Origin of the sequence: Saccharothrix hoggarensis, assembly GCF_042678885.1 — a bacterium.
Lineage (GTDB): Bacteria > Actinomycetota > Actinomycetes > Mycobacteriales > Pseudonocardiaceae > Actinosynnema > Actinosynnema hoggarensis.
In genome coordinates this window covers 1-13971 of the sequence record NZ_JBHTLK010000193.1, presented here as the reverse complement: position 1 = coordinate 13971, position 13971 = coordinate 1, and the positions used below count along the sequence as shown (strand labels likewise).

The window sequence follows — 13971 nt, the reverse complement described above, 5'->3', positions numbered from 1 at the left end:
CGGTGGTCAGGGTCCGAACGCCGGCCCCGGCCCCGGCTCCGCGAGTCCCGCGGCGGGCGGCTCGGTGCTCGACCGGGCGGCTGGTGCGATCCCGAGCCCTCGGGCGGGCGAGTCGGACGCGCGCGAGTCGGACTCCGGCGCGGGCCGCGGGCTCGACAGCGGGCCGTCCACCGAACCGGCCACGCTCGAAGCGGTCGGGTCGGTGCTGGTCCGGATCGCCCGCGAGCTGTCGGCCGGCGTCAACGGCCGCTACGGCAAGCACGAGTTCCGGCGGTTCGAGCTCGTCTACTGGCTGATGAACCAACGGCTGGACGGGGCCGACCCCGAGTCCGCCGCGACCCTCCTGACCCGGCTGCGGGAACGTGACCTGCGCCGTCGCAGCGGTGACGATTTGCTGCCCAGGGAAGTGCTGGACACCGCCACCGAAACCGCGCCCTGGTGGGTGCGGGTCGTGGTGAGGCTGGTGCCGTCCTTCCTCTTCCGCGCCAAGCTGCGCGGCCTGGTGCCGGGCAGCGAGTACCGGTGGCTGCTGCGCCAGCCCTACCTCGCGCCGCACGACCCGGGCACGTTCATCGGCTTCGCCGAACGGCTCACGTCCGCCCTCGTCCCCGGCCGCAACGCCGAACCGCGCGAGGACACCGGCCAGCTGGCGAAGCTGCTCGTCAACGCGTTCCTGGAGGACGTCCGCCGCACCTACCGCCGGTCGTGGTGGCGGCTGCGGTCGGCCCGCCGGACCGTGTACCCGGTGGTGCTGCTGGACGGCATCCGCCGCGACAACGGCGGCTACGCCCTCCTCAAGATCATCAACGACGTCCGCAACGACACCGGCGCGTTCGACCCCCTGGTGATCATCAGTGGCAGCGTCAAGGTGCCGCCGGACGCGGAGACCACCGCCGAGCGCGAACCCGCCCCGGTGAGCCAGGCCGGTCACGCCTACGAGATGTGGACGCGCAAGCTCGCCACGGACAGCCGCGCGCGCCGGCCCACCGCCTGGTTCCTGCCGCTGAAGGTCCCCGCCGTCACCGTCGTGCGCGGCGAGGTGCCGCCCACGGCGACGCTGTCCGTGCGCGCCGCCCCGATCTGGTCGCGCACGTCGGTGCTGGCGCTGGTCGTGGTGATGCTGCTCGCGTCGGTCGCCACGGTCGGCTACCGGCACGTGCGCGGGATCGTCGTGGCGGACGAGCAGTGGCGCCACGAGCACTGCGGATTCGACCGGGACAACCCCGACGCGCACACCGTGCAGCGGATCGGCGACGACTGCGTGGGCGTGACCACGGGGCCGGTGCCGCTGTTCGGGAAGGCGGACGACAAGGACATCGCGCGCTTCAACCGCGTCCAGAACCTGATCGTGGAGCAGAACCGGCGGGTGCTGGACGCGCACCGGGAGAACCCCGACCGGCCCTACGCGACGGTGGTGTACGTGTCCGCGATGGGCACGGCGCGGGAGGCGTTGGCCAGCAACACCGCGCGGCTCGTCGGCGTGGCCGCCCGGCAGTCGCGGCTGCTGGAGCGCACCGACTCGGACGAGCCGCTGATCCGCGTGCTGCTGAGCAACGCGGGCGTGGCCATGCAGCACGGCGAGGTGGTCGCGGCCAAGCTGGCGTCCCTGCTGGAGCGGGACAAGAGCATCGTCGGCGTGCTCGGGATGGCGTTGAGCAGCAAGCCGACCCGCGACACGATCGCCGAGCTCGGCGAGGTCGGCCTCCCCGTGGTCGCCGCGACCCTGTCGGACGACGAGATGCCCACCGCGTCCCGCATGTACTTCCAGGTGTCGCCGACCAACGACCGCCAGGCCCAGGTCGCCGCGCGGCACGTGCGCGCCGCGCACCCGGACAAGCGGGCCGTGGTGATCGTGCACTCCGACAACGAGGCCGACTCGTACGCGGCGAACCTGCGGGCCGACGTGGCGCTGCACTTCGGCGAGCTGGGCTTCGGGGTGCGGGAGGAGCCGTACCGGCCGGTGGGCAGCGAGCAGGGTGCGGAAGCCAGGCGGCTCGGGCAGCGGCTGTGCGACGTGCCCGACGACGAGGTGGTGTTCTTCGCGGGCCGGCCCGCCGACTTCGGCAAGCTGATGGACGGCCTGAGCGCCGGCTGCAAGAGCGACCCGCCGAGCCTGCTCGCGGGCGACGACGTCGCGCGGTACGCCGCCGACGACACGTTGCGCGGCCAGCACCCGGAGATCCCGTTCGAGTACGTGTCGTTCGCGATCGGGGCGCAGGGCTGCAACGCGGCCACCGAGATGCACCAGACGTTGCGCAAGCTCATCCCGGAGGACTGCGAGGGCGACGGGAACCCGTCGCTGGACGGGCACGCCGCGCTGACGTACGACGCCCTGTACCTCTTCGTGCACGCCATGACCCAGCTCGGCCGCATCCCCGTGTCGCCCGGCCACATCTGGAAGGAGATGAGCGACATCGGCGGCGCGAAGGCGTTGTCGGGGGAGAGCGGCGTGCTCGACTTCGGCGGCGGCCAGGTGCCGATCGACAAGTTCACCGCCGTGCTGCGGGTGGCCGACGGCGCGTCACCAACCGTGCTGGCGTCGTGCGGCGACTACCCGAACCGCAAGGACATCGACCTGCGACGGGCGTCCTGGTGCCCGGTGACGCCCCGCTGAGCCACCGGACCGACCGGCGTCACGTCGGTGGGCCGATGGCCGCCGGACGGGTCCGGTCCGCCGGGACGTGGCCGGCGACCGGTGGCCGTAAATTGTGCGCATGAGCGCGACGGGCAGCGGCCAGCAGCCGCGGGTGGTCTCCGGCAGGCAGTCGGAGCTGCTGGCGCTGCTCCGCGACGAGGGCGCGATGTCGCGGGTGGCGCTGGGCGAGCGGCTGGGGTTGCCGCGGGCCAAGCTGACCGCCGAGCTGGCCCGGCTGGTGGACGTCGGCCTGGCGCAGATCGGCGGACCCGCCGCGAGCCGGGGCGGGCGGCGGTCGACGCTCGTCCACCTGGCGGACGACCTGCGCGTGCTCGGGATCGACGTGGGCGCGACGTCGGTGACCGTGGCGGTGACGGACGGCCGGTGCGAGGTGCTGGAGAGCCGCAGCGAGGAGTGCGACGTGCGGGACGGCCCCGTGCCCGTGCTGAGCCGGGTCGCGGAGCTGGCCGACCTCGTCTACGCGAAGGCGCCGGGCAGGCTCATCGGCGCGGGCGTCGGCCTGCCGGGCCCGGTGAGCTTCCGCGACGGCATGCCGGTCGCGCCGCCGATCATGCCGGGCTGGGACCGGTACCCCGTGCGCGACGAGCTGGCCGGCCGCTGGGGCTGCCCGGTGACGGTGGACAACGACGTCAACGCGATGGCGTTGGGCGAGCGCCACGCGGGCGTCGCGCGGTCGCTCGAAGACCTGATCTTCGTCAAGGTGGGCACCGGCATCGGCTGCGGGATCGTCCTCGGCGGGCGGGTGTACCGGGGTGTGGCGGGGACGGCGGGCGACATCGGGCACATCAGGCTGGACGACTTCGGCCCGGCGTGCGCGTGCGGCGAGGTCGGGTGTCTGGAGGCGTACTTCGGTGGTTCGGCGCTGGCCCGTGACGCGACCACGCTGGCCCGCGGCGGCCGTTCGGTCGCGCTCGCCACCGCGTTGCGCGACAAGGGCGTGCTCACCGCGGAGGACGTCGGCGCGGCGGCCGCGGCCGGCGACTTCGCGGCGGCCAACCTCGTGCGCGAGGGCGGGCGGCGGCTGGGGCACGTCGTCGCGTCCCTCGTCAGCTTCCTCAACCCGGGCATGGTCGTGATCGGCGGGGGAGTGTCACGCCTGGGGCACTCGCTGCTGGCCGAGGTGCGAAGCGCCGTCTACCGCCGTTCGCTGCCGTTGGCGACCGGCAACCTGCCGATCGTGCTGTCGGAGCTGGGCGACCTGGCCGGCGTGACCGGCGCGGCCTGGTCGGCCACCGACCGGGCCTTCTCACCGGCAGGCTGACCCACCCGCAGCCACCTCTTCACCGCCACCTCTCACCGCCGCTGCCGCTGCCACTGCTGCCGCCTGTTCTCCGCAGCCGCCGCCCGTTCGCCACCGCCGCTGCCTCACCGCCGCTGCCTCACCGCCGCTACTTCACCGCCGCCGCTACTGCCGTCGCTGCCTGTTCGCCGCAGCCGCCGTCCGATCGCCACCGTTGCTTCTCGCCGCCGGCCCTTCGCCGCCGCTGCCCAAGCCGCCGCCCCGCCCTTGCCTCGATCCGTCGATCCGTCGATCCGGCCCGGCGGCCTTGTCGGCTGCTCCCTCCAGCGCGCCAGCGCGCCGGCCTGCCCACCGCTTCCGCCCGCATCACCTCTCAACCCCCGCGCCTCGAACCGGCCTGCCGAAAGCTCGGACTTCGGGCGGCTTCCGTCAGAAGTGGCAGGACTTTCGCAAAGAACGAACAAAAGTTGGCCCAAGTTCTTGTCAGAAGGTGCGTGGAACTGTCAAGATCGGCCGCAACTCGCCCCGGAAAGTGAGCTGGACCACCTTCCGGCGACTCCCTCACCAACGCCGCAAAGGGAGGTAATCCGGCATGACGTTGCTGACGATGACGGGTATCGGCAAGACCTTCCCCGGCGTGCGCGCGCTGGACGGGGTCGACCTGGAGGTCGCCGAGGGAGAGGTGCACTGCCTGCTCGGGCAGAACGGCGCGGGCAAGTCCACCTTGATCAAGGTGCTGTCGGGCGCGCACCAGCCGGACGAGGGCACGATCACCTGGCGCGGCGCGCCGGCCGGCCTCCCGTCGCCGGTGGCCGCGTTGCGGCTCGGCGTCGCGACCATGTACCAGGAGCTGGACCTCGTCCCCGACATCACGGTGGCGGAGAACGTCTTCCTCGGCCACGAGCCGGCCCGCTTCGGCTTCACCAGCCGCCGGACCGCCCACGCCCGGACCCGGGCCCTGATGGCACGCCTCGGCCACCCGGAGATCGGCCCGGACCGCGAGGTGGGCCTGCTGTCCGCCGCCGGTCGGCAGCTGGTGTCGATGGCCCGCGCCCTCGCCCACGACGCCCGGCTCATCGTGATGGACGAGCCGACCGCCGCGCTCGCCGCCGACGAGGTGGACAACCTGTTCCGCATCGTCGGCGAGCTGACCGCCGACGGCGTCGCCGTCCTCTACATCTCCCACCGGCTGGAGGAGATCCGCCGCATCGGCAGCAGGGTCACCGTCCTCAAGGACGGCCGCACGGTCGCCGCGAACCTCCCCGCCACCACCCCGACCGCCGAGCTGGTGGACCTCATGTCCGGCCGCAAGGTCGAGACCGTCTTCCCGCACCGCGAGACGTCCACCGTGGACGAGAGCCGCGAGGTGCTGACCGTCACCGGTCTCACCCGGAAGGGCGAGTTCAAGGACGTCACGTTCCGCGTGCGCGCGGGGGAGGTGCTGGGCATCGCCGGCCTGGTCGGCGCCGGGCGCAGCGAGATCCTGGAGACGGTGTTCGGCGCCCGCAAGCCCGACTCCGGGCAGGTCGCCGTCAACGGGAAACCGGTCCGGCCGGGCAGCGTCGTCGCGGCGGTGAGGGCGGGCATCGGTCTCGCTCCGGAGGAGCGCAAGGCGCAGGGCCTCCTGCTGGACCTGTCGGTCGCGCACAACGTGACGCTGTCCAGCCTCCCCGCCTACAGCCGCGCCGGTTTCGTCGACCGCGCCCGTGAGCTGGCGGACTCGCGCGCCACGCTGGAACGGCTGGACCTGCGGCCGGCCGACCCGAGGCGGCTGGTCGCCGAGTTCTCCGGCGGCAACCAGCAGAAGGCCGTCGTGGCGCGGTGGCTGGTGCGGGGCTGCGACGTGCTGCTGCTGGACGAGCCGACGCGCGGCGTGGACGTCGGCGCGCGCGCCGAGCTGTACCGGGTGGTCCACGAGCTGGCCGCGGCCGGCGTCGCCGTGGTGCTGGTGTCCAGCGAGGTGGCCGAGGTGCTGGGCCTGGCCGACCGGGTGCTGGTGCTGCGCGACGGCGAGGTGGTCGCCGACCGGCGGGCCGACGAGCTGACCGAGGCCGCTGTGCTGGACATCGTGATGGCGGGGAGCGCCATTACCGAAGGGACCGCGACCGAGGAGGTCCTGTGACGGAAGTGCGCGTGCTCGACCCGAAGTCCGCACCGCCGAGGGCGGAGCGGAAGCACCGGCGTGCCCTCGACCTGCGGCTCACCGGCCTGTTGGGCGTGCTGGTGGTGTTGTGCGCGGTGGGCTACGCGACCCGGCCGGACAGCTTCCTGACCGAGGCGAACATCTCCACCATGCTGCGCCTGGCCGCGGCGATCGGCGTGGTCAGCGTCGGCATGACGTTCGTGATCATCAGCGGCGGCATCGACCTGTCCGTCGGGTCGATCGTGGCGCTGGCGGGCGTGTGGATGACGACCGTCGCCACCCAGTCCTACGGACCCGTGGTGATGGTGCTGTGCGCGTTGCTCGTCGGCCTCGGCTGCGGGCTCGTCAACGGCCTGCTGATCTCGTACGGGAAGATAGTGCCGTTCATCGCCACCCTCGCCATGTACGCCTCGGCGAAGGGCCTGGCCGAACGGCTGTCCGGCCGCCGCACCCAGGTGGTCACCGAGACCGGGTTCACCACGTTCTTCCGCGGCGACGTCCTCGGCGTGCCGGTGCTGATCTGGATGCTGGCCGCGGTGTTCGCGGTCGGCTGGGTGCTGCTCAACCGCACCACGTTCGGCCGCCGCACGTTCGCCGTCGGCGGCAACGCCGAGGCCGCCCGCCTGGCCGGCATCGACGTCCGGCGGCACACCGCGCTCGTCTACGGCATCGCCGGGCTGTGCTGCGGCATCGCCGCCCTCATGGTCGTCGCCCGCACCACGTCCGGCGCGTCGACCAACGGCATGTTCTACGAGCTCGACGCCATCGCCGCCGTCGTCATCGGCGGCACGCTCCTCACCGGTGGCCGCGGCTCGCTGATCGGCACGCTCATCGGCGTTCTCATCTTCACCGTGGTGGGCAACATCTTCACGCAGAACAACCTGGACACCGACATCCAGAACATCGCCAAGGGCGTGATCATCGTCGCCGCGGTGCTCCTCCAGCGCACCACCGCGCGCCGCCGGAGCGCCCACGCCACCTGACGCACGGGGTACACCACGTCCCAACCCGACCCAACGCACGGGAGTCAGCCATGCCCGCACTCGACCGACGCCGTTTCCTCTGGGGCACCACCGCCGTCGGCACCGCCGCGCTCCTCGCCGGCTGCACGTCCAACGAGAGCGCCAACACCGCGCCGAACGCCGTCGCGGGCGGCTCGGGCGAGAACACCCAGCCCGGCAAGCAGGTCACCATCGGCTTCTCGGCGCCCGCCGCCGACCACGGCTGGATGGCCGCGATGACGAAGAACGCCAAGGCGCAGGCCGACCGGTTCTCCGACGTCACGTTCAAGGCCACCGAGGGCACCAACGACGTCAACCAGCAGATCGGCCAGGTCGAGACGCTGATCAACGACAAGGTCGACGTGCTGGTGGTGCTGCCGTTCGACGGCAAGGCGCTCACCGAGGTCGGCCGGCAGGCCATGGACGCGGGCATCCCGGTCGTCAACGTCGACCGCGTCTTCGACACCCCGCTGGCCTACCGGCTGTGGATCGGCGGCGACAACTACCGCATGGGCGTCAACGCGGGCGAGTACATCGCCGCCCAGATGAAGGCCAAGAACATCTCGAACCCCGTCATCGGCGAGGTCGCGGGCATCGACTCCCTGCCGCTCACCCAGGAGCGCAGCAAGGGCTTCCGGGACGCGTTGGCGCGCGCCGGCTTCTCCGTCGGCCCGCGCGTCTCGGCGTCGTTCACGTCCGAGTCGGGCGAGCAGCAGACCGCCAACCTGCTCCAGTCGGCGAGCAAGCTCGACGCGCTGTGGAACCACGACGACGACCAGGGCATCGGCGTGATGGCGGCCATCGACAGCGCGAACCGCAAGGAGTTCGTCATGGTCGGCGGCGCGGGCTCGCGCAACATGATGGACCTGATCAAGGCCGACAGCGGGGTCGTCAAGGCCACCGTCCTCTACAGCCCGTCGATGTCGTCCTCGGCGATCGCCCTGGCCCGCCTGCTCGGCCAGGCCAAGGGCATCGGCGACCTGGCCGAGCACGACGTCCCGGCGTCGATCACCACCTACTCGGCCGTGGTGACGAAGGAGAACGTCGACCAGTACCTCGACGTCGGCTTCGACTCCTGACCCGGTCCGATCGCCTCGTGGGGCACCGCTCGAAAGGCTGCTGATGACGGAAGAGATCGGCGTGGGCATGGTCGGCCACGCGTTCATGGGCGCGGTGCACTCGCACGCCTGGCGCAGCGTCCACCGGTTCTTCGACGTGCCGCTGACGCCCAGGCTCGCCGCGCTCGGCGGACGTGACGCGGCGCGCACCAAGGAGGCGTCCGCGAAGTACGGCTGGGCCGCCACCGAGACCGACTGGCGCGCGCTCGTCGCCCGGGACGACGTCCACGTCGTCGACATCTGCACCCCCGGGGACACGCACGCCGAGATCGCCCTCGCCGCGCTCGCCGCCGGCAAGCACGTGCTGTGCGAGAAGCCGCTGGCGAACTCCGTCGCCGAGGCCGAGGCGATGGCGGCCGCCGCCGAGGACGCGGCCCGGCGGGGCGTCCGGTCGATGGTCGCGTTCAACTACCGCCGGGTGCCCGCCATCGCGCTGGCCCGCGCCATCGTGGCGGAGGGCCGCATCGGCGACGTCCGCCACGTCCGCGCCGTCTACCTGCAGGACTGGCTGTCCGACCCGGAGGCGCCGATGACCTGGCGGCTGCGGCGCGAGCTGGCCGGCTCCGGCGCGCTGGGCGACCTCGGCGCGCACATCGTGGACGCCGCGCAGTACGTCACCGGCGACCTGATCACCGGCGTCAGCGCCACCACCGAGACGTTCGTGACGTCCCGGCCCGACGGCGACGGGCGCGGCGAGGTGACGGTGGACGACGCCGCGGTGTTCCTGGCGCGCTTCTCGTCCGGCGCGCTGGCCACCTTCGAGGCGACCCGGTACGCGTCGGGGCGCAAGAACGCCATGCGGCTGGAGGTCAACGGCTCGCGCGGCAGCCTGGCGTTCGACTTCGAGTCGATGAACGAGCTGTCGGTGTTCGAGGCCGACGGGCGGGAGGCCGGGTTCCGCCGCATCCTGGTCACCGAACCCGACCACCCCTACCTGGCCGCGTGGTGGCCGCCCGGCCACCTCCTCGGCTACGAGCACACCTTCACGCACGAGATCGCGGACTTCCTCACGGCCATCGGCGACGGCGCCGACCCGTCGCCCGGCTTCGCGGAGGGCCTGCGGGTGCAGCGCGTCCTGGCCGCCGTGGAGGAGAGCGCCGCGCGGCAGTCCACGTGGACCACGATTGGAGACGCCCGATGAGCCGCCCCGTCACCCTGTTCACCGGACAGTGGGCCGACCTGCCGTTCGAGGAGGTGTGCCGGCTGGCGTCGGGCTGGGGCTACGACGGGCTGGAGATCGCGTGCGCCGGCGACCACTTCGAGGTGGACCGGGCCCTGGCGGAGGACGACTACGTCGAGGCGAAGCGCGCGGTGCTGAGGTCGTACGGCCTGGACGTGTGGGCGATCTCGAACCACCTCGTCGGCCAGGCCGTGTGCGACGACCCGATCGACTTCCGGCACAAGGCGATCCTGCCCGCCCGCATCTGGGGCGACGGCTCGCCGGAGGGCGTGCGGCAGCGCGCGGCGGCCGAGATGGCCGACACCGCCCGTGCCGCCGCCCGGCTCGGCGTGGACACCGTCGTCGGGTTCACCGGGTCGTCGATCTGGAAGTACGTGGCGATGTTCCCGCCGGTGTCGCGGGAGGTGGTCGACGGCGGGTACGAGGACTTCGCGCGGCGCTGGAACCCGATCCTGGACGTGTTCGACGAGGTCGGGGTGCGGTTCGCGCACGAGGTGCACCCGTCCGAGATCGCCTACGACTACTGGACGACGCGGCGGGCGCTCGACGCGGTCGGCAACCGGCCCGCGTTCGGCCTGAACTGGGACCCGTCGCACTTCGTCTGGCAGGACCTCGACCCGGTCGGCTTCATCCTCGACTTCGCGGACCGGATCTACCACGTCGACTGCAAGGACACGAAGAAGCGGTTCGACGGGCGCAACGGGCGGCTCGGCTCGCACCTGGCGTGGGCCGACCCGCGCCGCGGCTGGGACTTCGTCTCCACCGGTCACGGCGACGTGCCGTGGGAGGAGTCGTTTCGGGCGCTGAACGCGATCGGCTACCGCGGGCCGATCTCGGTGGAGTGGGAGGACGCCGGCATGGACCGGCTGCGGGGCGCGGAGGAGGCCGTCGGGTTCATCCGCCGGCACCTGTTCGACCCGCCCGCCGCGTCGTTCGACGCCGCGTTCAGCACGGGGGAGTAGGACGTCGCCGGCCGGCGCGCCCGCGGGCACGCCGGCCGACCAGTCCACTGCGGACCGGGTGACCCCGCCGGGTCACCCGGTCCGCAGCGGCGTCACTCCAGGACGAACGTGGCGTCCGCCCGGCCGATCGCGTCGGGCACCTGCTGCACGACGAGCCTCATGTTGTAGTGGCGCATGAAGTAGCCGGGGAAGTTCTGCGCCTCGAACGAGACGCCGGAACTGGAGGCCAGGCCCGCTCGGCGGAAGAAGCTGGCGTCGGCGCGGAACGTCGCCGAGCCGTCGTTGCGTTCCACCCAGAACTCGTAGTTGCGGTGCCGGAGGTAGTAGCCGGGGAAGTTGGTCGACTCCAGCGACACCGTTCCGGAGCCGCCCAGGCCGGGCACGATCCGGAACTGGGAGTCGGCCAGCGGGTTGACGTTCGTCTCGAGGCGGGCGGCGTACTCCCAGTGCCGGACGAAGGCGTCGGCGATGTTGTAGGACTTGAGCCGGACGGGCGTGGCGCCGTCGGGGACGGGGATGCCGAGGTTGGGGGTGCCGTCGGCGTTCCAGTAGAGCTTCTGGACGCGGGTGCGGCGGTTGGGGTCGCGCAGGGGGTCGCCGGTGATGTCGCGGTAGTTGCGGTCGTGGTAGACGAGGATGTCGCTCTGACCGTCCTCGGAGACGGTGAAGGAGTTGTGGCCGGGCCCGTACTGGCCGGTGGCCGCGTTCGACTCGAAGACCGGGTGGGGGGTCTTCGTCCAGGACGCCGGGTTGAGCAGGTCGGCCGTCGCGGAGGCGGTGAGCAGGCCGAGGCAGTAGTTGGCGTCGGTGGCGCTGGCCGAGTAGGTCATGAAGACGCGGCCGTTGCGCTGGATGACGGTGGGGCCTTCGGCGACCTTGACCCCGCCTCGGGTCTCCCACGCGAGGGTGGGGACGGTGAGCCGGGCGACGGGGCCGGTGATGGACCAGGGGTTGGCGCCCATGCGGGCGAGGTAGAGGTTGGAGTTGGTGGCGATGCCGGGTTCGGCCTGGGCCCAGGTGAGGTAGCGGACGCCGTTGACGACGAACGTGGACATGTCGAGGGAGAAGGTGTCCCACGGGACGTTGACGCGGCCGCGTTCGGTCCAGGCGCCGGTGAGGGGGTTGGCGCTGGTGGTCTCCAGGACGTACGGGCGGATGCGCCAGATGTCGTCGGTGCGGCCGGCGGCGAAGTAGACGTACCAGCGGCCGTTGATGAAGTGGATCTCGGGCGCCCAGATGTGGGCGCCCATCTCGCCGGTGGTGTGCCGTCGCCAGATGGTGGTCTCGGGCGCGGTGGCCAGGCCCTGGATGGTGGTGGCGCGGCGCAGCACGATCCGGTCGTACTCGGGGACGGTCGCGGTGAAGTAGTAGTAGCCGTCGGTGTGCTTGAAGATGTGCGGATCGGCCCGCTGGTCGGCCAACGGGTTGGTGTACTGCACCGCGGGCGAGGCCTGGGCGGCCGGAGCCGCCACCACGGTGGTGAGCCCCGCCAGCAGGGCGGTGATCACCCAGACGATCGCGGTTCTCGGTCGTCCGCGCGGGGAAAGACGCGCACTCGTCATTGAGCTGTCCTCTCGTCGCACGCTGGCCGTCGTGCGCCAGTGGCGTCCAAACATTGGCCGGCCGTGGTCCGCGGATCAGGGCATCTGTGCTGGTCGCTGCGGAATCCGGCGCAATGTTATCGCTAACATTTCGGGTTGAGCGGTTCGTGGTCGTGCTTCGGGTGTGCGGTATGGATAAACCCGCTGCCGGGGCGTTGTCAACCATCGACGCCTTTCCGCTCGCGCACAATCGCCCCTTGAGGTTTCCGCGCGGATGCTGTTAGCGTTAACACATGCGAGTGACGTGAGTCACCCTCGTCGGGGACGCCGCCGCCTCGTCCTCCCGTCCGCTCTCCCGACCTCATTGAGGAGTGGTTGTGCTGTTCGCTCAACGCCGAGGAACGGTTGCCCGAGCTGTCCTGCTCGTCGCCGCGGTCGTCCTCGGGCTCGTCCTGAGCCCCGTCGGTCACGACCGGGCGGCGGCCGCGCCCGGCCCGTCGTTCACCAACCCCGTCGTCGGCGCGCCCAACAGCGCCGACCCGACGCTGGTGCAGTACAACGGCGCGTACTACTACGTCGCCACCACGTGGTCGTCCGATGTGGTCATGCGCCGGTCGACGTCGATCGCGGGCCTGCGCAGCGCGCCCGAGCAGCTCGTGCACCGCACCCCGGGGACGGTGATGTGGGCGCCGCACCTGGAGATGGTCGGCAACCGCTGGTACCTGTACTACTCGGTGGAGCAGTCCGGCGCGCCCCGGCGCACGCACGTCGCCGAGAGCGCCGGCTCCGACCCGATGGGCCCGTACACCTACCGCGGGGTGATCAACCTGATGCCGAACAACGGGTGGGCGATCGACGCCAGCCTGTTGCGGCTCAACGGCGCGCTGTACATGACGTTCTCCGCCTTCTCGCCGGTGGACAACCTCCAGTCGCTCTACATCGCGCCGATGGCGAGCCCGGTGCAGGCGAGCGCCTTCGGCACCCGCATCTCCGCGCCGACCCTGGCGTGGGAGCGGCAGGACGGCGCGGTCAACGAGGGGTCGTTCGCGTTGCAGCGCAACGGCCGCACGTTCCTGACGTACTCCGCGAGCCACTGCAACGGCCCGAACTACAAGCTCGGCATGCTGGAGTACCGGGGCGGCGACCCGCTGGCGCAGGGCTCGTGGTTCAAGCACGGCAACCCGATCTTCCAGCGCAGCGACGCCAACGGCGTCTACGGTCCGGGCCACCACTCGTTCTTCACCTCCCCGGACGGCACCGAGACGTGGATCGCCTACCACGCCAACTCGTCCGCGTCGCAGGGCTGCGGCACCACCCGCACCACCCGCGTGCAGAAGATCTCGTGGAACGCCGACGGCACGCCGAACCTGGGCGTCCCGGTGTCCACGTCGACCGTGCTGCCCGGCCCGTCGGGCGAGACCGGCGGCCCGTCGCGGGTGGAGGTCCGCAACCGGCACAGCAACCTCTGCCTGGACAACTACAACTTCGGCACCGCCCCCGGCGCCGAGGTCCGGCAGTGGACCTGCAACGACCTGCCCGTGCAGGACTGGTACCTCCAGCCCACCGGCGACGGCTACTACACGCTCGCCAACGGCCACAGCGGGCTCTGCCTGGACAACAAGGACTTCGCCACCGCGCCCGGCTCGGTGGTGCAGCAGTGGACGTGCAACGGCCTGGCCGTCCAGCAGTGGCGGCTGAACCCGGTGGGCGGCGGCTACTCGACGCTCGTCAACCGGCACAGCGGCCTGTGCCTGGACAACTACAACTTCGGCACCGCGCCGGGGTCCGAGGTGCGCCAGTGGACGTGCCTGAACAACAACGCGCAGCAGTGGATGGTCGGCTAGCGGCGGATCGTCGGCCGGCCAGTCCTCGGGCGCGGTGAGGACGGCGTGGCAGGGGCACCGGGACGAGCACGGCCCGGTGCCCCGCTCCGTTCCACCGCGCACCGGTCGTCTCCGTCGTGGAAGGAAAGTCTGTTGGCACCGAGAACGTGGGTTCGGGGTCGTCGCCTCCGTCTGGTGGCTGCCGTCCTCGTGACGGTCGTGGGTTTGTTGGCCGGGTGTGGGTCGCCGGCGGTCGAGCCGTCCGGGCAGTTGGTCCGTCTCACGTTCTGGAGTGGGTATGCCGGGC

The 13971-nt window shown here is 71.9% G+C and carries 9 protein-coding genes; 8 read left to right on the top strand and 1 reads right to left on the bottom strand.

The window, feature by feature from the left end; translation table 11 throughout:
- The 7 genes from ACFQ3T_RS27595 to ACFQ3T_RS27565 all read left to right on the top strand — a co-directional run.
- The coding region (locus tag ACFQ3T_RS27595; RefSeq protein ID WP_380727421.1) for an ABC transporter substrate-binding protein at positions 1 to 2614 on the top strand (2614 nt) is incomplete at its 5' end.
- A gap of 100 nt (positions 2615 to 2714) precedes the next feature.
- Entirely contained in the window at positions 2715 to 3917 is a 1203-nt protein-coding gene (locus ACFQ3T_RS27590) for an ROK family transcriptional regulator (RefSeq protein WP_380727418.1), read from the top strand.
- A 571-nt stretch (positions 3918 to 4488) separates the two neighbouring features.
- Positions 4489 to 6018, top strand: coding sequence for a sugar ABC transporter ATP-binding protein (locus ACFQ3T_RS27585; RefSeq protein ID WP_380727416.1), 1530 nt, complete (start codon positions 4489 to 4491; stop codon positions 6016 to 6018).
- Positions 6019 to 6029: 11 nt separating this feature from the next.
- On the top strand, positions 6030 to 7022 hold the full coding sequence (locus ACFQ3T_RS27580; RefSeq protein ID WP_380727423.1) for an ABC transporter permease: 993 nt from the start codon (positions 6030 to 6032) through the stop codon (positions 7020 to 7022).
- A gap of 50 nt (positions 7023 to 7072) precedes the next feature.
- The gene (locus ACFQ3T_RS27575) at positions 7073 to 8119 is read left to right on the top strand and encodes a substrate-binding domain-containing protein (RefSeq protein ID WP_380727414.1); all 1047 of its coding nucleotides are present in this window, start codon (positions 7073 to 7075) and stop codon (positions 8117 to 8119) included.
- Positions 8120 to 8162: 43 nt separating this feature from the next.
- A complete protein-coding gene (locus tag ACFQ3T_RS27570) occupies positions 8163 to 9299 on the top strand; it encodes a Gfo/Idh/MocA family protein (RefSeq protein WP_380727412.1) in 1137 nt (378 codons plus the stop codon).
- Complete coding sequence (locus ACFQ3T_RS27565) at positions 9296 to 10300, top strand: sugar phosphate isomerase/epimerase family protein (protein ID WP_380727410.1); 1005 nt, start codon at positions 9296 to 9298, stop codon at positions 10298 to 10300. The genes ACFQ3T_RS27570 and ACFQ3T_RS27565 overlap by 4 nt, the downstream gene beginning before the upstream one ends.
- 92 nt (positions 10301 to 10392) lie before the next feature.
- Here the strand turns inward: ACFQ3T_RS27565 and ACFQ3T_RS27560 are convergent, their stop codons facing one another.
- The gene (locus tag ACFQ3T_RS27560) at positions 10393 to 11808 is read right to left on the bottom strand and encodes a family 43 glycosylhydrolase (protein ID WP_380727408.1); all 1416 of its coding nucleotides are present in this window, start codon (positions 11806 to 11808) and stop codon (positions 10393 to 10395) included.
- Positions 11809 to 12218: 410 nt separating this feature from the next.
- On the opposite strand from ACFQ3T_RS27560, the gene ACFQ3T_RS27555 reads away from it, so the two are divergent.
- Positions 12219 to 13685 (top strand): family 43 glycosylhydrolase, encoded by a 1467-nt coding sequence (locus ACFQ3T_RS27555; protein WP_380727406.1) that lies wholly within the window; start codon positions 12219 to 12221, stop codon positions 13683 to 13685.
- Positions 13686 to 13971 lie beyond the last annotated feature (286 nt).